Source organism: Synechococcus sp. MIT S9503, assembly GCF_047304175.1.
Taxonomy (GTDB): domain Bacteria; phylum Cyanobacteriota; class Cyanobacteriia; order PCC-6307; family Cyanobiaceae; genus Synechococcus_C.
Window position 1 is genome coordinate 641,542 of record NZ_CP138955.1, and the last position, 21,352, is coordinate 662,893.

22 protein-coding genes are annotated in these 21,352 nt (G+C 55.3%); 5 read left to right on the top strand and 17 right to left on the bottom strand.

Annotated elements, in window-relative coordinates:
* Window positions 1-153 precede the first annotated feature (153 nt).
* Window positions 154-1,512 (top strand): hypothetical protein, encoded by a 1,359-nt coding sequence (locus tag SIB56_RS03560; RefSeq protein ID WP_413325476.1) that lies wholly within the window; start codon window positions 154-156, stop codon window positions 1,510-1,512.
* On the opposite strand, the gene psb29 is transcribed toward SIB56_RS03560, so the two are convergent.
* Window positions 1,509-2,189 (bottom strand): photosystem II biogenesis protein Psp29, encoded by a 681-nt coding sequence (gene psb29 / locus SIB56_RS03565; protein WP_413325478.1) that lies wholly within the window; start codon window positions 2,187-2,189, stop codon window positions 1,509-1,511. The two genes, SIB56_RS03560 and psb29, sit on opposite strands and share 4 nt — an antisense overlap.
* A gap of 81 nt (window positions 2,190-2,270) precedes the next feature.
* Here psb29 and clpP point away from each other — a divergent pair, with 81 nt between their 5' ends.
* Window positions 2,271-2,861 carry an ATP-dependent Clp endopeptidase proteolytic subunit ClpP gene (gene clpP, locus SIB56_RS03570; protein ID WP_413325481.1) on the top strand — a complete coding sequence of 197 codons (591 nt, stop codon included), beginning with the start codon at window positions 2,271-2,273 and terminating at the stop codon, window positions 2,859-2,861.
* Between the two features lie 153 nt (window positions 2,862-3,014).
* Here clpP and ftsH read toward each other — a convergent pair whose 3' ends face one another.
* From ftsH to pyk, 3 genes are all read right to left on the bottom strand, one after another.
* A complete protein-coding gene (gene ftsH / locus SIB56_RS03575; protein WP_413325483.1) occupies window positions 3,015-4,928 on the bottom strand; it encodes an ATP-dependent zinc metalloprotease FtsH in 1,914 nt (637 codons plus the stop codon).
* A gap of 62 nt (window positions 4,929-4,990) precedes the next feature.
* Window positions 4,991-6,220, bottom strand: a complete 1,230-nt coding sequence (locus tag SIB56_RS03580) for an ABC transporter permease (RefSeq protein ID WP_413325485.1) — start codon at window positions 6,218-6,220, stop codon at window positions 4,991-4,993.
* A gap of 16 nt (window positions 6,221-6,236) precedes the next feature.
* Window positions 6,237-8,021, bottom strand: coding sequence for a pyruvate kinase (gene pyk / locus SIB56_RS03585; RefSeq protein ID WP_413325487.1), 1,785 nt, complete (start codon window positions 8,019-8,021; stop codon window positions 6,237-6,239).
* 60 nt (window positions 8,022-8,081) lie between these two features.
* On the opposite strand from pyk, the gene SIB56_RS03590 reads away from it, so the two are divergent.
* Entirely contained in the window at window positions 8,082-8,411 is a 330-nt protein-coding gene (locus SIB56_RS03590) for a nucleoside triphosphate pyrophosphohydrolase family protein (protein WP_413325489.1), read from the top strand.
* Between the two features lie 15 nt (window positions 8,412-8,426).
* On the opposite strand, the gene SIB56_RS03595 is transcribed toward SIB56_RS03590, so the two are convergent.
* From SIB56_RS03595 to ilvA, 3 genes are read right to left on the bottom strand one after another with little or no spacing between them, the layout of a single operon-like run.
* Window positions 8,427-8,729, bottom strand: coding sequence for a YggT family protein (locus tag SIB56_RS03595; protein WP_413325491.1), 303 nt, complete (start codon window positions 8,727-8,729; stop codon window positions 8,427-8,429).
* Between the two features lie 24 nt (window positions 8,730-8,753).
* On the bottom strand, window positions 8,754-9,302 hold the full coding sequence (scpB, locus tag SIB56_RS03600; protein ID WP_413325493.1) for an SMC-Scp complex subunit ScpB: 549 nt from the start codon (window positions 9,300-9,302) through the stop codon (window positions 8,754-8,756).
* A 54-nt stretch (window positions 9,303-9,356) separates the two neighbouring features.
* Window positions 9,357-10,880, bottom strand: coding sequence for a threonine ammonia-lyase, biosynthetic (ilvA, locus tag SIB56_RS03605; protein ID WP_413325494.1), 1,524 nt, complete (start codon window positions 10,878-10,880; stop codon window positions 9,357-9,359).
* Between the two features lie 77 nt (window positions 10,881-10,957).
* Here ilvA and dxs point away from each other — a divergent pair, with 77 nt between their 5' ends.
* Window positions 10,958-12,901 carry a 1-deoxy-D-xylulose-5-phosphate synthase gene (dxs, locus tag SIB56_RS03610; protein WP_413325496.1) on the top strand — a complete coding sequence of 648 codons (1,944 nt, stop codon included), beginning with the start codon at window positions 10,958-10,960 and terminating at the stop codon, window positions 12,899-12,901.
* Between the two features lie 55 nt (window positions 12,902-12,956).
* Here dxs and psaK read toward each other — a convergent pair whose 3' ends face one another.
* The 3 genes from psaK to SIB56_RS03625 all read right to left on the bottom strand — a co-directional run bounded on the left by psaK (window position 12,957) and on the right by SIB56_RS03625 (window position 13,880).
* Complete coding sequence (psaK, locus tag SIB56_RS03615) at window positions 12,957-13,214, bottom strand: photosystem I reaction center subunit PsaK (RefSeq protein ID WP_413325498.1); 258 nt, start codon at window positions 13,212-13,214, stop codon at window positions 12,957-12,959.
* 67 nt (window positions 13,215-13,281) lie between these two features.
* On the bottom strand, window positions 13,282-13,572 hold the full coding sequence (locus tag SIB56_RS03620) for a DUF3593 domain-containing protein (protein WP_413325500.1): 291 nt from the start codon (window positions 13,570-13,572) through the stop codon (window positions 13,282-13,284).
* Entirely contained in the window at window positions 13,572-13,880 is a 309-nt protein-coding gene (locus SIB56_RS03625; RefSeq protein ID WP_413325501.1) for a DUF2499 domain-containing protein, read from the bottom strand. Before SIB56_RS03625 ends, SIB56_RS03620 begins: the two co-directional genes overlap by 1 nt.
* Window positions 13,881-13,952: 72 nt before the next feature.
* Between SIB56_RS03625 and csaB the strand changes: the two genes are divergently transcribed.
* Window positions 13,953-15,032 (top strand): polysaccharide pyruvyl transferase CsaB, encoded by a 1,080-nt coding sequence (gene csaB, locus SIB56_RS03630; protein WP_413325503.1) that lies wholly within the window; start codon window positions 13,953-13,955, stop codon window positions 15,030-15,032.
* Here the strand turns inward: csaB and SIB56_RS03635 are convergent.
* The 7 genes from SIB56_RS03635 to rpmB are packed head-to-tail and all read right to left on the bottom strand — an operon-like array spanning window position 15,021 to window position 21,333.
* Window positions 15,021-15,995, bottom strand: coding sequence for an ABC transporter ATP-binding protein (locus tag SIB56_RS03635; RefSeq protein ID WP_413325505.1), 975 nt, complete (start codon window positions 15,993-15,995; stop codon window positions 15,021-15,023). The two genes, csaB and SIB56_RS03635, sit on opposite strands and share 12 nt — an antisense overlap.
* Window positions 15,992-16,792, bottom strand: coding sequence for a carbohydrate ABC transporter permease (locus SIB56_RS03640; protein ID WP_413325507.1), 801 nt, complete (start codon window positions 16,790-16,792; stop codon window positions 15,992-15,994). The genes SIB56_RS03635 and SIB56_RS03640 overlap by 4 nt, the downstream gene beginning before the upstream one ends.
* 11 nt (window positions 16,793-16,803) lie before the next feature.
* Window positions 16,804-17,673, bottom strand: a complete 870-nt coding sequence (locus tag SIB56_RS03645; protein WP_413325509.1) for a carbohydrate ABC transporter permease — start codon at window positions 17,671-17,673, stop codon at window positions 16,804-16,806.
* A 5-nt stretch (window positions 17,674-17,678) separates the two neighbouring features.
* A complete protein-coding gene (locus SIB56_RS03650) occupies window positions 17,679-18,956 on the bottom strand; it encodes an ABC transporter substrate-binding protein (RefSeq protein WP_413325511.1) in 1,278 nt (425 codons plus the stop codon).
* Window positions 18,957-18,960: 4 nt separating this feature from the next.
* On the bottom strand, window positions 18,961-20,451 hold the full coding sequence (ggpS, locus tag SIB56_RS03655; RefSeq protein WP_413325513.1) for a glucosylglycerol-phosphate synthase: 1,491 nt from the start codon (window positions 20,449-20,451) through the stop codon (window positions 18,961-18,963).
* Between the two features lie 58 nt (window positions 20,452-20,509).
* Window positions 20,510-21,067: a peroxiredoxin gene (locus tag SIB56_RS03660; protein WP_413327083.1), complete on the bottom strand. Its 558-nt coding sequence runs from the start codon at window positions 21,065-21,067 to the stop codon at window positions 20,510-20,512.
* A 29-nt stretch (window positions 21,068-21,096) separates the two neighbouring features.
* Window positions 21,097-21,333: a 50S ribosomal protein L28 gene (rpmB, locus tag SIB56_RS03665; RefSeq protein ID WP_413325515.1), complete on the bottom strand. Its 237-nt coding sequence runs from the start codon at window positions 21,331-21,333 to the stop codon at window positions 21,097-21,099.
* Window positions 21,334-21,352 lie beyond the last annotated feature (19 nt).

The following is a 21,352-nucleotide window of genomic DNA, read 5'->3' on the forward strand; positions in this document are numbered from 1 at the left end:
ACCGTGATTTATCTGTCTACCGTCGAGTGGAAAGACAGACGGCGACGCCGTTGACACGTGGTCGAAGATGCGTTTCCGGGCAAAAAGACCTTTCGATTTCGGTTATCGCTGATTCGATCTGCTGCTTCGGCAGCAGGCATTTCGCTCTTACTTTTGTCCGGGATCGTTGGTCTGCGCTTCACAGGAAGCCGTCTCAGCGGGTCTGCTGACAGTTCGGTTGCCTCTCTTGCTCAGATGACGGGGGCCCTGACCCTTGTTCAGAGTTTTCGAGGTGATCCGTATCGGACTGTGCCGGCGCTCTGGACTGAACGATTGGGTGTGAAGCCCGCCACGGATCTCTGGCAACGTTATGGCCGATCCATCTGGTGGCAAGCGTGGTCACAGGATGGTGATGCTTATCTGATCCTTCCCCACTCTGATCTGCCTGCGGACATCAAAGGACTGCAACGCAAACGTGTCGGCTCCCTGGAGGTTCTGGCCTCGGATCCGCTTCATCGAAGGCAGCTCACCCAGCGGCTTCAAGACAGTCATTCTTCGAGTATCGACGTCCATCCAGCCAGTTTGTTCGCTTCCTGTCTTCAGACGATTGTGGAGGCTCCAGGTGTGCTCTGGAATGCGGATGCGCTTGCCACGATCAGTGGAACCCTTGCGCCACTGCTTCAGCAGGGACGCGAAGGCTGTGTTCGGCTTCAGCTTGAGTCCGACCGACTTCTCTGGGAGGGAGTGATTGGTTATCGCCCGTTGAGTTCCGCCCTTCAACGGACAACCACCGTCTCATCCGGTTCGATCGACTCAGGCTCCGAGCAGCGGTTCTCCGATCAACGGCCCTCCAATCTCACCCTGCTTCAGATTGACGGCCGTCGACTGAATCTGATTCTGGGAACTCTGCTGTCCCGACAGATCATCCAGGTCCCTCTTGAGGAGCATTACGGGATCGATGGATCCATGCGCAGCAGAATCGCTGGCCTCCCCTTCTCTTTGAGGCTTCAGAGCCGTGCATCAGGGGCCTACAAAGCTGGTCTGCAGATTCAACTGCCTCTCTCCGGTCAACGTCAGCAGTGGCTGTCGATCCTCGAAGCCGTTTCCGATCGTCTTCAAGCGCGTGGATTTCAGCAGCTCCAGGCTGAGACAACCAAGGCCCAATCCAAATCTTCTCTCTCCACCCTCTGGCGACGTCGAGATGGTGACGACATCACCACCGTTGGCGGTTGGCAGGTCATCAACGATGTGCGGACAAACGGTCAAAAAACAGCCGTGCTGAGCATTGGTCTCGGCATAGAGCCTGATCCGCAGTCTTTCTATGACGCCAACGCGAACCAGACGTCGTCGATGCTCAGAATCAGCGCTGATCCAAAGCAGCTGACGCAGCTTGAACTTCTGGGTGGGCTCTGGCCCAAACCAGTGCAACAGGCCATTGCCTTGACCATGTCTGTGAACCCCTTGGATGGATCTGGAACAAGGGATTCCTGGTGGCGAATCAGCGGAGGCCTGACCCTGAAGCCTGCCTCCTAATCCTTGGATGCTTTTTCAGCCTGCTGGCGTTCGCGTTTGCGGCGTTCCGCGGCAAGTGTCTCCTCCATCAATTCAACAGCCTGAGCCATCTTCTCCAGGTTGGAGCGGTAGAGACCGAGGTCCTTCTCGAGGCGAGGGCGCGACAGTCCGATCTGTTCACCGATGGCGTGAACAGTTTTGCTGAGCTCTTCAGGGTCAGCGCTCTCCTTCCCTTGAGCCTCGGATAGGAGACTGAACAGACCGACTGCCACCAGACGGGAGTAGTGAAAATCATCTTCGGTCACAGCCTTCAGACCAGCCGCCAGGGGTTGAGGAGCCCCTTTTCCTTTTGATTTCAGCCAGGACTGAACATCTTCGACCGTGTGCCCCTTCACGGCTTTGGTGCTTCCCTGCGCGAGAGCCCGGATCTCGTCGCCATCAAACCCATTGCAGCTGCAGAGAGCGGAGAACATCGGCTCAAGCTGATCCTCCGGCCGATACCCCTTCGTGAAGGCCTGGTAGACCTGGCAGAGCCCTACAGCGAACAATGCATTGATTCTGAAGTTCGTCTGATGACTCAGCAGATGGAGTTCCACCAGCAACTCATCTGCCGTGCGTCGATACAGCGAAGGGATGACGTACGGGAAAGCTGTGTGAAAAGCTTTCTTGCTGTCAGCGATCGTCTGGGACCCAGTCAAGCTCTTGTAAGGCTGTCTTCAAGCCAAGACCATAGCGCTGCTGTTGCCGCCGTTAGGATTCAGCAACTGCGCAGTTGAAGCATGATCCCCATCGTGATCGAGGAATCCGGACGCGGGGAAAGGGCGTTTGATATCTATTCACGCTTGCTGCGTGAGCGAATCATCTTTCTCGGTGAAGCAGTCACCAGTGAGTCGGCCAACAGAATTGTTGCTCAATTGCTTTTTCTAGAAGCAGAGGATCCGGAAAAAGATATCTACCTCTACATCAACTCGCCTGGAGGTTCTGTCTACGACGGTCTCGGTATTTTTGACACCATGCAGCACATCAAGCCAGATGTGCAAACGGTTTGCGTAGGTCTGGCCGCCAGTATGGGCGCTTTTCTGCTTTGTGCAGGCACCAAAGGCAAACGCAGCAGCCTCCAGCACTCCAGGATCATGATTCACCAACCTCTCGGTGGTGCAAGAGGTCAGGCCAGTGATATCAGGATTCAGGCTGACGAAATTCTTTTTCTCAAGGAACGACTCAACAAAGAGCTCTCTGATCGAACAAATCAGCCTCTTGACAAGATTCAGGCAGACACTGATCGAGATTTCTTCATGTCGCCTTCGGAGGCTAAGGATTACGGATTAATTGATAGCGTGATAGATAAACGGCCAGTTCATTCCGTTTGAATTAATTGTTTAAAACTCTCCCTATTGGGAGAGTTTTTTTAATGTCCTGAGTTTTTCGGATAGTCAAGAGAAACGTGAGATCGCGTGACAACAATAAAAACCCAGATTCATTAAGAATCTGGGTTGGGAAGTTGTACGGACGTTACAGGGGTCTCAGTTCAAAACTGGCTGGAAGCGGTCCTTTTCGGGGATGGTGGTGAAGTTGGCGAGAATTTCACGGAATTCATCTCCATCCATCGTTTCCTTCTCGATCAGAAGTTCAACGAGGTGATCCATTGCCTCACGTTGATTCTGCACGAGGTGAAGGGTTTCCTCATAACACTGCATCACGATGCCGCGAACCTGCTCATCGATCTGCTTGGAGGTTCCTTCCGAGGTATCGCTGCGGGTCATCAGGTCTCTGCCGATGAACACTTCCTGACTGCCGCCGCCTGTGGACATCTGACCAAGACCGCTCATTCCGTAGCGGGTCACCATCTGCTTGGCGATCGAGGCAACCATCTGAATGTCTCCACCCGCGCCTGTGGTGACTTCCTCGTATCCGAACACCACATCTTCCGCAGCGCGCCCGCCTAGGGCACCCATGATTCTCGCCTTGAGCTGCGCGCGAGACACCAACATCTGCTCTTCATCTGGAGAGAACCAGGTCAGACCCTGGGCCTGCCCCCTGGGGATCAACGTGACTTTCTGAACAGGATCGTGATCCTTCACCAGACTGCCGACAAGGGCGTGACCCACTTCGTGATAAGCGATCAGTCTCTTGCTGCGGCCATCTGTGAGAGGTTGCCCCTCCATACCGGCGATGATCCGGTCAACGGCATCATCGATCTCGGAGAGGCTGATAGTTTCCTTCCTGCGCCGTGCTGTGAGAATTGCAGCTTCATTGAGAAGATTGGCAAGATCAGCGCCGGTGAATCCAGGAGTTCTGCGGGCAATGCTGTCGAGAGAGAGTTCAGGATCGAGTTTCTTGTTGCGTGCGTGCACCTTGAGGATTGAAAGCCTGCCTTTGATGTCAGGCGCATCAACGGTGACCTGACGGTCGAAACGCCCCGGACGCATCAGGGCAGAGTCGAGCACATCGGGACGGTTTGTCGCCGCGATAATGATGATTCCGCTGTTTCCCTCGAAACCATCCATTTCCGTGAGCAACTGGTTCAGGGTCTGCTCACGCTCGTCATTGCCCCCTCCGATACCTGCACCACGCTGGCGACCGACGGCGTCGATCTCATCGATGAAAATCAGACAGGGACTGTTCTCCTTGGCACGTTTGAACAGATCCCGAACCCTGCTTGCACCGACGCCCACGAACATTTCGACGAACTCGGAGCCCGACAGAGAAAAGAAAGGAACTCCAGCTTCGCCTGCGATCGCCTTGGCAAGAAGCGTCTTGCCGGTGCCGGGAGGGCCCACCAACAGAACGCCCTTGGGAATCTGAGCACCGACGGAAGTGAATTTCTCAGGCTGCTTGAGGAAGGTCACCACCTCCTGAAGATCCTGCTTGGCCTCGTTCACACCAGCGACGTCGTCGAACATGACACCTGTTTCAGCCTCCATGGCGAAACGTGCCTTGGTCTTGCCGAACTGCATCGCCTGACCAGGTCCGCCGGGCATGTTGTTGCCTCGGCGTGCCAGGAAGATCAGGGAGCCGATCAGCAACAACGGGAACAGCAGATTGCCGAGAATTCCCAGAGCAGGTGGTGCTGTTTTGGGCGGGTGAATATCGAAACTGATTCCTTCGGACTTGAGCGTGTTGATCAGCTCAGGGGCGAGTCCGGGAAGGTCAACTCTGAGGCGTTGCACACGGTTATCGAGATCGGGGTCAACCGCTTCAACCACCGCGTCTCGACCGCCGTCATAGATATCGACAGAGGTCACCCGACCTGCTTCCACATAGTCAAGGAAGCGGCCGTAGCTCATACGTGCCACAGCTGTGTTCCTGGGAGCCACAGTTGGTCCCCCGGGCTTCATGTTGTTCAGCGCTCCGCTGCCCAGAAACTGCCATGCCAGCAGCACAGCAACGGTGATGGGAAGTCCCCAGAGAAGGATCTGCCGCCAGCGCTGATTCATGGCATTGATGAAGATCGGTTGATCGTAAGAGCTTATGGTTACAAACTGTGCAGTTGTTCTACCTAAAGGCTGCGTAAAGCCGTAATCGGATCAAGACGAGCTGCTCGCCGTGCTGGAACGACGCCGAAGAACAATCCGATCGAGCCGGAAAGACCCACTGTCAGAAGGACTGTCGGCACCCCGATCGCTGCCGGCAGTGGAGTGAACAGAGACACTGCGGCGATCGCGCCGTAGCCGGCAGCTGTGCCGATCACTCCTCCCAGGCTTGAGAGCACCAGGGATTCAACGAGGAACTGGCGCAGAACGTCGGAACTGCGTGCCCCAAGCGCTTTGCGGAGACCGATCTCCTCGGTTCTCTCACTCACCGAGACCAGCATGATGTTCATGATGCCGATCCCGCCGACGAGCAGCGAAACCCCTCCGATGGCTCCCAGCATCAGTGTCAGCCCGCCGGTGATGGTTCCAACGATCGTGAGTGCATCCTGCTGGGAGCGAACAGCGAAATCATCGTCACGAAGAATGCGATGCCTTTGACGCAGAAGGTTGGAGATCTGGAATTTCGCCGCACTTGTGCTGTTCTCATCTCTTGCTTCAGCACTGATGAAACTGAGGCTGACGCCATAGGTCGGATCGCGCCCCGTGAGGCGGCTGACCATTGTGGTGAGGGGCACATAGGCGTTTTCATCCTGATTGGATCCGAAAACCGCTCCCTTGGGCGCCATCACGCCGATCACATTGAAACTCGTGTCACGGATGCGCAGGGAGCTTCCGATTGCTCCGCCTCCCGGGAACAGTTTGTCGCGCAGATCCGGGCCGATCACCACCACGGTGCGGGCTGCCTGGATGTCCTGGTCGCTGATGAAACGCCCTCGGGCCACCTCAAAACTTCTGACAGGCAGAAACTCCGGTGTGACCCCGAAGATCGCGGCGGTACTGCTCCTTGCCCCTGACTGCACCACTTCATTGGCATTGATCTGTGGTGCCACGCGCTTGACGCTGGGCACCTGTTCAGCAATGGCTTCAGCATCCTCAAGAACCAGGTTGCGCGGAAATGCAACCCCCTGGCGTCGGGTGTCATTGCTTCCTGGGACCACGAACAGAACATTCGCTCCCAGATTGCTCAACTGGCTTTCGGCCAGGTTCTGAGCGCCCCTGCCCACTCCGACGAGCGTGATCACGGAGGCATTGCCGATCACGATGCCGAGCATGGTCAGCAGACTGCGCAAGCGGTTGGCCTTCAGGGTGTTGAGGGCCATGCCGATGGTTTCGGTGATCGGCAGATTGCTCGCCATGGACGAAAGCTCCGGATCAGAGCATCGTGTCGAGTTTCATGGCCATGTTGCTGCCTGTTCCACGATGAACGGCGCCTTCCTTGATCAGCAGGGTCACGACCTCGCCCTCAAGAAGATCCCGGGTGGCATTGGCGATGCCTGCAATCACGGGAATGCCGAGACGCTGGGCAATCACAGCTGCATGGGAGCTTTCGGCCGGCGTCTCCGTGATCACAGCTGCGGCATCCCGAATGGCATCGAGATAGTCAGCATTTGTGTCGGTGGCCACGAGAACCTCTCCGGGTTCCAGCTTGGCGCAATCGCTGGCGTTGGTTGCGATGCGAACTTTTCCACTGATTGAGCCGCTGCCGAAACCTGTGCCACGTCCAAGCACGGCACTGACGATGCCCACCTTGATCAGATCGGTGGATCCGCTGACCCCAGCGAGGGTTCCTGCTGTCTGAACGCAAAGGTCTCCATCCTTGAGCACACCCATTTCCTGAGCCACGTCCATCGCCAGGGTGAAGGTTGCGGTCGTGCTCTGCTGCGTTTCGATCAGCAGAGGAGTCACACCCCAGACCAGCTGCAGTTTTCTGGCAACGGCCACCTCCGATGTGACAGCGAGAATGGGAGTGGAGGGTCTGAATTTGCTCACGTTGTGGGCGGTCGCACCACTTTTGGTGAGTGGAAGGATCGCTGCCGCGTTCAGCTGGCGGGCAATGCTGCTGACCGCACCACTGATGGAGTTGGGAATGGTGCTCGGAAGATGGGTGTCGATCGGTCGCTGGGGATAGTCCCTTTCGATCCGGCGGGCGATCGTGGCCATCGTTTCGACGGCCTCCACCGGAAAATCCCCCACAGCGGTCTCATTGGAGAGCATCACAGCATCCGTGCCGTCCAGGATGGCGTTGGCCACATCGCTGACTTCGGCTCGCGTCGGACGCGGACTGGACGCCATTGAATCCAGCATCTGTGTGGCCGTGATGATCGGAATGCCAAGACTGTTGGCCTTGTGAATCAGATCCTTCTGGAGCAAAGGAACCTCCTCAGCGGGCATTTCCACGCCGAGATCTCCGCGGGCCACCATCACGCCGTCGCACAGCGGAAGGATGGCATCGATCTGGTCGATCGCTTCGAACTTCTCGATCTTGGCGACCACGGGGGTCGAAAAGCCGTGTTTTCTGATCAGCTCACGGATTTCCTGCATATCCGAGGGGTTGCGCACGAAACTCAGGGCGACCCAGTCCACCCCCTGCTGCAGACCGAAGGCCAGATCCTGTCGGTCCTTCGTGGTGAGGGCTCGCACCGACAACTGCACATCGGGGAAATTGACCCCCTTGTTGTTGGACAGCACGCCTCCAACGGTGACAACGCAGTGCAGGGTCTGATCGACCTCATCAACCCGGTCAACCTTCATCTCGACCCGACCGTCGTCAAGAAGGATGCGACTGCCTGCAGTGACCTCCTCGGCCAGCTTGTCGTAGGTCACCGTTGCAACGGTCTGGTTGCAGCGGACCTGTTTTGAGGTGAGAGCGAAATGATCACCCTTGGCAAGGGTGATCGGTCCTTCCTCGAACCGTCCAAGACGAATCTTCGGGCCCTGAAGATCCTGCAGAACGCCGATGTGGACACCAAGCTCGTGCGCAACCTGACGGATGGTGGCGATTCGGGTGGCGTGTTCGGAGTGATCTCCGTGGGAAAAATTCAGCCGGAAGGTTGTTGCGCCTGCCTGAACCAGCTCCCGGATGCGTTCAGGACTCTCTGTGGCTGGGCCGATCGTGGCGACGATCTTGGTTCTACGTGTCAGATCGAGCTCGGCCATCCTTGGCGCCGGAAACCAGCGGAATCTACCGTCATGCCCACAACCCAACGATGACCCTCCGTGCTCCTGAACGACTACCAACTTGAATCACGCAGCACGGCTCGATACCCCGACGCCGGCAGCAATCTCATCTATCCGACACTTGGTCTGACAGGCGAGGCCGGCGAGGTCGCCGACAAGGTGAAGAAACTGATCCGCGATCGTGATGGCGTCGTGGATCAGCGCTTCAAGGAGGATGTGGCTCTGGAGCTGGGCGACGTGCTCTGGTATGTGGCGCAGCTGGCCACAGAGCTTGATCTCAGTCTTGGAGATGTGGCCGCAGCCAACTTGCGCAAACTGAAAAGCCGTTCTGAGCGAGGCACACTCCAGGGAGAGGGTGATCACCGCTGAACGGTGCAGACTTCTTCAGCCGTAGACGCCGAACCCACCTGCAAAAGCGAAACTTGCGGACATCAGCAGCTGCTGCATCAGGCTCAGCGCGATGAAGGCAAGAATCGCTGAAAGGTCCAGTCCGCCCAGGGGTGGAATCAGACCTCGGAAAGCGTTCAGGTAAGGATCCGTGATCGAGCTCACGGTGCTGAGCACCGGATTTCCCCAGTCGAGATTGGGGAACCAGCTCAGAAGCACCCGCACAATCAGCACCAGCGAGTAGATCTGGAGCGTCTGGGCGAGAACCTGAAGGACTGTGGACACAAGCTCGGTGGCCATGGAAACCGCGGAATTAAAGGAACTCTATGCAGCCTGGGATGGTTCGGCGCTACCTCCCATGTCGGGAAGCACAGAGAAGGTTCTGTGGAACTTCTCCGACAGCGTGATCCAGTAGGAACGACCTTCACTCTGACGCTTGCGCTCAATGAAGTTCTGGTTCACCAGTTCCTTGATGTGGTCGTAGGCGCCGGAACCTCTGAGATCCACCAGATCGGATTGGAGAATTCTCTTTTTCAAGGCGACCGTTGCCAGGGTTCGTAGCGTGGCCGTGGAAAGATTCACCGGCAGCAGGTCGCGCACCAGTTCTCCCAGACCGGGGCGTAACTGCAGGCTGTAGCGACCGTTGCCCTGGTGGATCTCCAGGGAGGTGTCTCTCTGGGCATAGCCGGCGATCAGGATCAGCATTCCCTGTTCGGTCTCCGATTCAGAGAGACCAACCAGGCTCGACAGCTCCTGCAGCGTCAGTGGCCGGCCTTTCAGATAAAGAATGGCTTCGAGACGGGCAGGAAGTGACACCAGCGACGCAACGTCCTGGACGCTCTGGGTCGGTTGTCCCGCGCTTCCCTGATCCAAGTCAGCATCCCCTGATCCGACACGCCAACGTAACGCCCATTCCAGTGAGCGCCATCAGGGACCCAGAAAGATTCGATAGGCGGGATTGGATGTCTCTTCCCAGCTCGCATAGCCCAGGTCCTTCAGGACTGTCTGCCAAGACTCAAGATCATCGGGACTGACCAGCACACCCACCACGATCCGTCCGACATCGGCACCGTGATTTCGGTAATGAAAAATGCTGATGCTCCAGTCTGAATGCAGTGCATTGACAAAGCGCATCAGCGCACCAGGCCGTTCCGGAAACTCAAAGCGGTACAGCAGTTCCTGAATGGGCTCTCCTGTCCTCTGCGGCAGACGTCCGCCCACCATGTGGCGCAGATGGACTTTGGCCAGCTCGTCATCGCTGAGATCCAGGCATTCATATCCATTGCTGCGCAGGGAGGCGAGCAGATCCGAACGGTCCTGCAGGTCATCCACCTGCACACCCATGAAGATGTGGGCGGTTTCACCGGCGCCCATCCTGTAGCTGAATTCAGTCAGGCTTCGTTTCTGCAGAAGTTCCGACAGCTTGCGCAGGCTTCCCGGCCGCTCCGGAATCTCCACCGCAAGCATCGCCTCACGTTCCTCACCCAGCTCGGCCCGCTCGGCCACGAAACGGAGCCGGTTGAAATTCATGTTGGCTCCGCAGGCGATCGCCACGAGCTGCTTGTCCTTCAGCTGCCGTCTTGAGACATCGGCCTTCAGCCCTGCTACAGCCAGTGCTCCCGCCGGTTCGAGAATGGATCGGGTGTCTTCGAAGACATCCTTGATCGATGCACAGATCTCGTCCGTGCTCACGGTCACGATCGAATCCACGTACTTCTGAGCAAGACGGAAGGTGTGTTCTCCCACTTCCCGGACAGCCACTCCATCGGCAAACAACCCCACCTGCGGCAGACGGATTCTCTCTCCGGCCTCCAGAGACAGCGTCATCGCAGCGGCGTCATGGGGTTCAACACCAATCACTTCAATGTCAGGCCAGAGGCTTTTGACGTAGGCAGCGACCCCTCCGATCAAGCCACCTCCACCGATGGCCACATAGATCGCATCCGGTCGCTGCTGACACTGGCGCAGGATTTCCATCCCCACGGTTCCCTGACCGGCGATCACATCCGGATCGTCGAAGGGATGGATGAAACACAGCCCTTCCTGTTCGCTGCGGTATCTGGCCTCCGCATAAGCCTCGTCGTAGGTCTCTCCATGCAGGATCACTTCACCACCAAGCTGGCGGACCGCCTCCACCTTCACGGCAGGAGTGGTCATGGGCATCACAATCACAGCTCTGCACTGGAGATGTGCCGCACTGAGTGCAACTCCCTGGGCATGGTTGCCGGCGCTCGAGGCGATCACCCCCCGGGCGAGTTCATCATCCGACAGCTGAACCATGCGGTTGTACGCGCCGCGCAGCTTGAAGGAAAAGACCTGTTGAAGATCCTCCCGTTTCAGCCAAACGCGGTTGTTCAGCCTGCGGCTGAGATTGGTTGCTGACTCGAGCGGGCTCTCGCGGGCGACGTCGTAAACCCTCGCGCGCAGAATCCGCTGCAGGTAATCATCCATTGTCTCAGTCTGGCAACAGGGGGCTTTCACGGGCGGCAGGCACGCCTCGTAGATTGACTAGATATGCCGGGAGGCTCATGCACCTGAGCGATCTATCGCATCCCAATCAGCTGCATGGTCTGTCGGTGGCAGAACTTGAGGATGTCGCTGCTCAGATCCGTCAGCGCCACCTGGAAGTGGTTTCGAACAGCGGAGGACACCTCGGACCCGGCCTTGGCGTTGTCGAACTCACTCTTGCTCTTTATCAGACCCTCGATCTCGACAGGGATCGGGTGGTGTGGGATGTCGGCCATCAGGCCTATCCGCACAAGCTGATCACCGGTCGCTACGCCGATTTCGATTCGCTCAGACAGAAGGGTGGAGTTGCCGGTTATCTCAAGCGCTGTGAAAGCACTTTCGATCATTTCGGCGCCGGCCATGCCAGCACGTCAATCTCCGCCGCTCTGGGCATGGCCATGGCCCGCGACCGTCTCGGCCAGGATCACAAATGCGTTGCGGTGATCGGTGACGGAGCACTCACCGGTGGCATGGCCCTGGAGGCCATCAATCACGCCGGTCACATGCCCAACACACCGCTATTGGTGGTGCTGAACGACAACGACATGTCGATCTCTCCTCCGGTCGGTGCTCTCTCCAGTCATCTGAACCGGATGAGACTGAGCCCTCCGATGCAGTTTCTGTCAGGAAGCGTGGAGGAAAGCATGCGCTACCTCCCGTTCATGGGAGGAGATCTTCCTGCTGAGCTCAACCGTCTGAAGGGCAGCATGCGCCGCCTGGCGGTTCCCAAGGTCGGTGCGGTCTTTGAAGAGTTGGGCTTCACCTACATGGGGCCCGTCGATGGTCATGACATCGCCGAGATGATGAAAACCTTCCAGGCTGCGCACCGCGTCGGCGGCCCGGTGCTGGTGCACGTGCTCACCACCAAGGGCAAGGGCTACCCCTATGCCGAGGCCGATCAGGTGGGGTATCACGCCCAGTCGTCTTTCGACCTCAACACGGGCAAAGCCCGACCCAGCAAAACTCCCAAGCCACCCAGCTACAGCAAAGTCTTTGGGCAAACTCTGGTCAAAATCTGCGAACAGAACCCCCGGGTTGTCGGAATCACAGCTGCAATGGCCACCGGTACAGGGCTTGACCTTCTGCAGAAGGCCTTGCCAGACCAGTACGTCGACGTCGGCATCGCTGAGCAACACGCGGTCACCCTGGCGGCAGGCATGGCTTCGGATGGCCTCCGACCCGTGGTTGCCATCTACAGCACTTTTCTGCAGAGAGCATTCGACCAGTTGATTCACGATGTGGGGATACAGAAACTGCCGGTCACATTCGTTCTGGATCGGGCCGGTGTCGTCGGTGCAGACGGCCCGACCCATCAGGGGCAGTACGACATCAGCTACATGCGTTCCATCCCCAACTTCACGGTGATGGCCCCCAAGGATGAGGCTGAGCTCCAGCGCATGCTGGTCAGTGCTCTCAAGCACGATGGGCCCTGTGCCATCCGTATTCCGAGAGGTCCCGGTGAAGGCGTTCCGCTTATGGAGGAGGGATGGGAGCCGCTGCCCATCGGTTGTGGCGAAGTGCTCCGCTCAGGGGATGATCTGCTGATCGTGGCCTACGGCGCCATGAATGCCAAAGCGATTGCGACGGCTGAAATCCTTTCAGGCCTGGGGATTCAGGCCACTGTTGTGAACTCCCGATTCCTCAGACCTCTCGACACGTCGCTGATCCATCCGCTGGCCAAGCGCATCGGCCGCATTGTCACCATGGAGGAAGGTTCACTTGAGGGTGGATTCGGCTCCGCAGTGATTGAATCCCTACAGGAAGCCGAGCTTCAGTTGCCGGTGATGAGGCTTGGTATTCCTGATGTGCTCGTGGACCACGCCACACCACAGCAGAGTTTTGAAACCCTTGGTCTGCTTCCTGATCAGATGGCCGGGAGAATCTGCGAACGTTTCAAGTTCACGACATCTGCCGTGCAGAATGCGTCTGAACCGGGTGTTGAAATTCAATCGGTTCGCACCTGAAACCCAAAAAAGGTGGCTGAGCCACCCTTGATCCTCGAATTCAGTTGAGCGGTGTTCAGAGAACTCCGCGGGTTGTCAGTCCGAGAATGGCACCCATGCCGATCACATGACCGAGGCTGGTGGTCGCCAGCAGAGACGCATGGCTCATGCCACCAAAGAATGAAGGGTTGGGCAACTGAGCACCCTCGTTGGGGTACTTGATGGTGGCTTTGCCGATCGCGATGGCGATCACGTTGCAGACGATCATCACAAGCCCCACTTTCGGAGACCATGTGATCGTGGCAGGAGCGATGGCCAGTAGTGGAGCGAGCATGAAGAACAGAGGCAACGACTCATCTTCCAACCTTTCGGCGCTCACGCATAACTCTTGTAAAAGTTGTTCACTGATGTGCTTTTTGATACCCAAGTAGTCCTGCCACGATCACGGCGTTGCTGAGCGTGAGAAACGCTTCGGCTCCGCCATGCAGTGCATCAACGGCCACCAGTTCGGACCCAAACCGCAAATCAGCAATCACAGCTGCTGCAATTGTGATTCCCACAAACAACAGCGTGAGCTGAAAACCACGACGGCTGAGCGCGGGCAGCAGTCGACGTTTTCCCAGGTAGTAAAGAAAGATCAGATAAGGGAACAGTGAAAGTGCGAACAGCGGTGATGGATCGAAATCCGGCATCAAATCTGATCCTCCAGTCGCTCTGAATCGTCGAGCGACCAAGCAGCCCAGGCAAGCAACACATTGCCGAGCAGAGTGAATGCCGCCTGCAGGCTGACGAGCCAGCGCAGCTCCTCGGCGTTGTCATACAGATGCCATGTGCACGCTGCCATTGCACTCACCAGAGCTGGAAGCATTGCCCAGGCAATTCTCCGGGTGTGAACATCCCGGTCATCAGGGTTGTAGTGATGAATCAGCACGATGGCCATCAGCCATTCGCCTACGGAAGCCCAATGAATCCACCAGGTTCCCAGCGATAGCGCGTGCATGTCATTTCAATGGGAATCGACACCGTAACTGTTGAAGACTTGGATAATGGTTCGAGTAATTGTTGATGGCCTGTGAAGGCGCTTCGCAGAGTGCTGAAGGGACGTGTGCTGCTCTGTGGTTATTACGGCGAGCACAACCTTGGAGATGATGCTCTGCTTCAGGTGCTGGCTTCACAGATCCCATCCCACTGGGCCCTCGTGGTGACGGCGAGAGATCCCGAGGCTGTTCTGTCTCTGGTTTCCGGGGTGACGACAGTCAGTCGCCGTTCACTTTCAGAGACGATTCAGGCTCTTGATCGCGTTGATGCTCTGGTTCTCGGTGGCGGAAGCCTGCTTCAGGATGGAACCAGTTTCAAAAGCCTTGTTTACTATCTCGTTCTGCTCTGGTCTGCTCGTTGCAAGGGCATTCCAATTCTTCTCTGGGGGCAGGGATTAGGGCCGCTGCATCGTCGCTTCAGCCGCTTGCTGGTGAAGTACACCCTCAAAGGCATCAGGGCTGTGTCCTGGCGTGATCCCCATTCGATCGAGCAGGCCCAGCGCTGGAAACTGAGGATTCCAATGGTGATGGGGCCTGATCCGGTGTGGTGCCATCCTTCGCCCCTCTGGTCTGGTGGCAATCGTCTGATCCTCTGCTGGAGACCCACATCTCTTCTTGACAACAGGGGCTGGAGCGTTCTGCTTGATGCCGTCGATCGTTTCAGTTCCTCTGGTTGTTCAGAGGTGATCTGGCTGGCCTTTCACGCTGATCAGGATGCATCCCTCTGGCATGAACTGCATCGCCATGATCTGATCCCTGAGGGTTTACGACAGCGTTCGATTCAGATGCATGCGGAATCGCTTGAACATGTTCAGTTGCTGTTCAGCGAAGCTGCTCTGGTCATCGCGATGCGCCTGCATGCTTTGATCCTTGCGGCAACAGGAGGTTGTCCGACTGCGGCACTGAGTTATGACCCCAAAGTGAAGGCAGCGGCACAACTAGCATCACTCCCTTGGTCTGATCTTGAAGGTCAGCTCAATTCAGATCACCTGATTCATCAATGGCAGCAGACGATGCAGAGTTCATGTGATCAATCACAACTGGCTCAACTGAAAAATGCTGCAAATTGCCATCAACACATGCTTGTTGAAGAGCTCAACAAATTATCGGTTTAGACGACATCCTGTATCTGCACTGAAGAACATTTCATGATCACTTGACCAGGATAATCGGGCGCTTTCAGGAATGACTTCGTCTGGGGAAGCCATCATTCGAATCAGGCCTCGTGGTGTGTCCAGAAACAACAGTTGTGAGTTCCCCAGCCATTCACGTGACAGCACTTTGCAGGACAACCCCGAATCAGAGAATTGAATGGCCTCGGGCCTGACCGCACAGATATCACCGGCTTCATCCTTCAGGCAGTTGATCTGAGGTCGACCGATGAATCGAGCAACAAAAAGACTGCAGGGATTGTGATAGAGGTTGTATGGAGTATCAACCTGTTCAATCGTGCCGTGATGAAGAACAGCAATGCGCTGTGCCATCGCCATGGCTTCATGTTGATCATGCGTTACATAGATGGTGGGTTTCTTTTGCTCCAGGATCAGACGACGAAGTTCGGGGCGAATGTCTTCTCTCAATTGTGCGTCCAGATTGCTCATCGGTTCATCAAGCAGATAAACCTCAGGCTGTCTGAGCAGGGCGCGCGCCAAAGCCACCCGTTGCCGCTGTCCCCCGGAGAGTTCAGATGGGCGACTGCCTGCACGGTCTAAGAGTTGAACCAGGTCGAGCACTTGTCTGATCTTTCCCGTTCTCTCGCGCTGCGGCACTCCACGAACTCGAAGACCCAGTTCGAGGTTTTCAACGACAGTGAGATGAGGAAGCAGTGCATAACTCTGAAAAACCATTCCCACACTGCGTTCGGCAGGTGAAAGCTCGGTGACGTCGCGATCGTTGATATGAATGGTTCCGGAGCTGACAGGATCAAGTCCAGCAATCAAGCGCAAAGTTGTGCTTTTCCCGCAGCCACTCGGGCCTACAAGTGCAAGACATTCATTGTCTGCGATTGCCAGGCTCAGGTCTTCAACAATCCATTGATTGCTGATCTTTTTTCCAACTTTTCTGAGTTCAAGTGTCATCCTTTCACGGCTCCTGTCGTTAAGCCTGAAACAATTGGCTTCTGAAAAACCATCACCAGCAGAATCAGTGGAATCGAGCCAATAACCGTAGCGGCTGCATAGGGGCCGTATGGAACAGAATGAATGGATGAGCCGGCTATTCTTGCCATCGCAACAGGCAGAGTCAATTTATCTGAATCGCTGATCCATGTGAGTGCGATCGGATATTCATTCCAGGAAAATAGGAACACAAGAATCGCGGTACTGGCAATGGCTGGTGAAATCAGTGGGAGAAGGATCCATCGAAACCTTTGCAGCAGCGTTAAACCTTCAACCCTGGCTGCGTCCTCCAGTTCAGAAGGAAGATCGGAGAATGCACTCGTGAGTAACAGAACTGCTAGAGGTTGAGACAGCGCTGCGTAAGGTACGGCAAGAGCAATCAGGCTGTTCCCAAGTTGCAGAAATCGAGCAATTTCAAGCAAAGCCAGAAAAAGGAGCACATACGGGAATAATGCGCAGCCAATCAGCAAACATTTAATAATAAGTGCACTTCTTTTTCCTAGTTTGCTCAGACAGTAACCAGCAGGTATTGCCAGCAGCAGGGTAAGAATTGTGGAAACAAATCCTGCAAATAAACTGTTGAACAGATAGCGGGTGAATGGTGGGTTGCTTGTCAGAACGCTTTGATAATGAGTCAGTGTCCAACGCTGCTCATGTGATGCAAAAGGCATCACAAGTGCCTGATCAGTGCAGAACGATGTATAAAGCTGCCAGGCCAATGGTCCAAGTGACCAAACCAATAAAACGACAATCACCATTCGACCTGATTTCATTCGGCGAGCGCTCCCACAGATCCTTTTCTTGCCATTGAGATGATGAACCATGCGATGGCTATCAGCGAACTGAGAATCACAAAGCTTGCAATCATGATGGTGGCGCTGTATCCGAAATCAAGAAAACGCATTGCATTCCAGTAGGCATAAAGAGCAATGCTTTCTGTACTACTTGCAGGGCCTCCACCTGTCATGACCTGAATCAGATCAAACACCCCGAACGCCTGAGCGAGACGGAACATCAGAGCCAGACCCAGGTAGGGGAGCAGCAGGGGAATCGTGATTCGTCTCAGACAGATCCAGGAACCTGCTCCCTCGAGTTTTGCCGCTTCGTACAGATCGGAGGGAATGGTCTGCAGGCCGGCGAGAAGAATCAGGGCCACAAAAGGGGTGGTTTTCCACACATCCGCGTAGACCGTTGTGATCCAGGCCAGCGACGGTTCGCCAAGAGCGTTCAGGGAACGCCCCAAACCTGTTTGCACCAATCGATCGACAGGACCATAGGGAGTGTTGAAAATCCATCTCCAACCCAGAGCCATCACCGTTGTGGGCAGCGCCCAGGGGATCAGTGACGATGATCGGATCAGAGCACGCTTTCGCAACGGCTGGTTGAGTATCAGCGCGATGACCAGACCAAGAATCACTTCAGCCGTGACCGAGACAAGAGCAAAACGAAGCGTCTGCAGCAGATCCTGCCAGTAACGGCTGTCATGGATGAACCGCTGCCAGTTCGCTCCCTGATTCGGGATCGCTATCAGACCCGTCATCACAGAGTCTGCATGGAAGCTGAGCCACCCATAACGGATCAGCGGTAAAGCAAACACCGCGATCAGAAAAAGCAGCGAAGGAATCAACAGAATCAGCATGGGATTCAGGGAGTTCCTCCCGCTGCCTCGAGAACCTGTTCTGTGGAGCGCTCCGCTTGCTCCATACCCTGCGTGGGGGAGGTCAGGCCTGTGAGTGTGCTGCTGAGTTTTCGCTGAAGAACATCACTCACCTGGGCATAGAGAGGCGTTTCCGGTCTCGAACGCGCAAAAGATAGAGCTTCTCCGATTGATGCCAGTGACGGATGGTTTTGGAGAAGATCCTGATCATTGAAGAGGGCGTTCTGAGTGGGTGTATATCCAAAATTGGTATACAGATAGCGTTGCGAATCCTCACTGGTAAGGAACTTGAATGCTTCCACTGTTGATTCGGGTCGAGCAGATCCACTGAGCAGACTCAGCCCCCAGCTTCCCAGTGTTGCTGCTGGCTTTTCACCTGCCTGAGCCACCATTGTGGTGATTCCAACCTTGTTGTTAACCGCACTGTCGTTCTTCTGTAGTTCCGCCCACGCATACGGCCAGTTACGCATAAAGGCAGCCTGCCCTGACTTGAAGCTCTGCAGGGCTTCAGATTCAGAGAAGTTGGTGACAGCTCGTGGGCTGATCCCCGCTTCAATCAGATCATCAAGCCATCGCGTTGCCGCGATACCAGGTGCCTGATCCAATCCAACCCGAGCGGTTTCCGGTGTCAGCCATTCACCGCCGAATCCCTCAATCATTTCCAGGTAGACACAGCTGAGACCTTCGTACTGCCTCCCTTGCCAGACATAGCCGTAGGGAACCTGGCCGCTGTCCTGCAGTTTCCGGCTGATGTTGGCCAGCTCCTCGGGAGTTCGAGGAGGCTCATCCATCAGATCTGTTCGCCAGTAAAGAAGACCGATATCTGCAACCAGGGGCCAACGCACCAGAGATCCCTGGTGGTGATTTCCTTCACTGGCACCTTTTGCAAGAGCATTCACCTCGTCATCACTGAAATATCCGTCAAGAGGTTCAAGCCACCCAGCCTTCGCATATTTCGGAATCCAGGTCACGTCCATCAGCAGGGCATCGAAAGGGGTATCCCCCAACAACAGACTGCTGATTGCCAAATCGGAGATTGCCTCCGTTTCCATCGGACCTCGGATGACATTCAGATGAATGCGTCCCCGATGTTCACGATTGAACCTTTTGACCAGTTCAGCAGTTGAATCAGCAAAGGGTGCCGGCATCAGGATCGAGACCTGGTCCGGTTGTCTGGCCAGAGCAGAGAGGCCGAGCAAACCACCGGCAACAAGAGTGATGATCGCCATCACCAGCTTGATTGAGCGACGCCTGATCCAGAACATTGCGCTAGTTCTGCGTCTCCAGTGCTGCCATCTGTTCGTCGGCCCAGTCGGAAACGGTGAAGGCTTCGACGGCTGAGCTCATTTTCTCCATTCTCTGAATCTGCTCAGATTCAGGCATATCAATTGCCGCATCAATTGCTGTGTCCATCTGCTTGTGGGAATAAGGATTGGTCAGCACAGCTCCATCAAGAATCACAGAGGCACCTGTGAACTCTGAAAGCACCAAAACACCAGAGCGACCTTTCCTTGCGGCAGCATATTCCTTGGCAACAAGGTTGAGACCATCCCGCAGTGGCGTGATCCAGCAGATGTCTGCCTGTGAAAACCAGGCCACCATTTCTTCGTAGGGAATTCTGCGTGTTGAAAAACGAATGGGTACCCAGTCAATCTTGCTGAAACGTCCATTGATTCGCCCGGCCGTTTCCTCGATCAGTCGCTGAGTCTCTTCATAGATGCGCATACCGGAAGCAGCAGCAACACACGCAAGCATCAGAACAACTTTTCCGTGCAGATCTTTTCGTCTTTCCAGAAGCCTCTCAAAAGCCAGCAAGAGCTCTTCATTCCCTTTGGTGTAATCGACTCTGCTCGCGGAGAGAATCAGTTTCCTCCCTTTTTTCGTGTCTTCATCGATGCGTTCCGATAAATGACGCACATGTGAATCCCTTGTAAGTGCCTGGATTACGTCAGGGGATGTTCCCACTGGAGAGGAAAGAAGACGTACTTTGCGGCCTCGATAGTTCAGCCAGGGTGTTTCTGATGGCTCCGTGAGAGCGGAGCCACAACCAAGAAATCGGAGAGGTACGGATTGTTTTCCTCCTTTCTCAACACCAAGCAGGCAGTTCGCAGCACGTGCAAAGTTTTCCGTGTAACGGGGAATATGAAATCCAACAACATCGCAACTCAGCAGGCTTTCAACAATCTGCTTTCTCCAAGGTAGTATTGAAAAAACATCACTACTGGGAAAGGGTGTGTGGTGAAAAAATGCAATTTTAAGGTCAGAACGTTTACTGCAAATATATCCTGGAACAAGCCAAAGATTGTAATCATGAATCCATACTGTTGCCCCGGGGGCAGCCTCTGAGCATGCCGCTTGCGCAAATCTTTGGTTGACTTCTTCGAAAATCCCCCAGTTAGTATTATTGACATCAAAATAATTGGGAAATGTATGCAGTATTGGCCAGAAAGACTCCTTTGAGGTCACATGGTAGAAACTCGAGATTTGTTCTTCTTCCAGTGGTATTCTTCTTAATGTGAACGTTGCCGGATCTGTCATGGCAATTCTTTCATCTTCTGCGTTTTCCAGATCATTCACCTGACGCCAGGCAATCCAGGTGCCATTATGGCGATCTCGGAAGAGATTTCTCAGAGTGGGAATAATTCCATTGGGACTTTTCTGATCGCGCCAGATTCTCTCTCCATTTTTATCTTTCGCTTCATCAAATGGAGTGCGATGGTAGAGAATAATAAAATTGCTACAACCTTCGTTTGAATCCATTCAATAAAACCCGTATGAATTGAGTGTTACACCATTGTTCAACGCATTAGAAGTAATCTTAAACAATGGAATGACTCTGTTCTGCCAATAATGTCTTTAGCACGTCCTGAGCGTGACCCACAGGTCTGACGCCAGTCCAGGTTGTTCGAAGCACACCCTCCGGATCGATCAGAAATGTATGCCGCAGTGAGTAGGGAGCCATCCAGGATCCATAGTCACGGCTAACTTTGCCTTCGGGATCGGAGAGCAGAGTGAAATCAAGTCCCTCGCTGCTGCAAAACGATTCATGGTCATCAACGCTGTCAGCGCTGATGGCTGCAATGTCGCAGCCATTGGCGTTGAAATCCTTGAGCGTTTCCTGAAAACCGTGTGCTTCGATTGTGCACCCAGATGTGAAATCTCTTGGATAGAAATACAGAACAAGCCACCGGCCTGACCAGTCACTCAGACTCCACTCACTGGTTGGACCGCCACCCATGGTTCCCGGGAGACTGAATCCGGGAGCTTCAACCCCGATCTCAGGCAGCTTCCCGCCGAGTGCCGCTGCACGGGACGGTCTCCAAAGCAGAGCGATCGCCCCAGTTGCTGTGATGCCCAGAAAATCCCGACGTTTCAGTTGCGGCTGAGGCATCTCAGTTAGAAAAATCAGATTTTTGCGAGGTCGATTCCAAGAGACTTTGCATAGGCGCCAAGCCCTTTTTTCTGGATGGTTTTGAGTGCGCGGGTTGTGATCCGCAGATTCACCCAGCGATTACCCTCGGCCCACCAGAGACGACGCTGCTGCAGGTTGGCCTGCTGAAGCTTTTTGGTTCTGATATGGGAGTGGCTCACTGCCATTCCGTTGTTGGCACGAGTTCCAGTGAGCTGACACACCCGGGACATGATGATGATCCTCTGATTC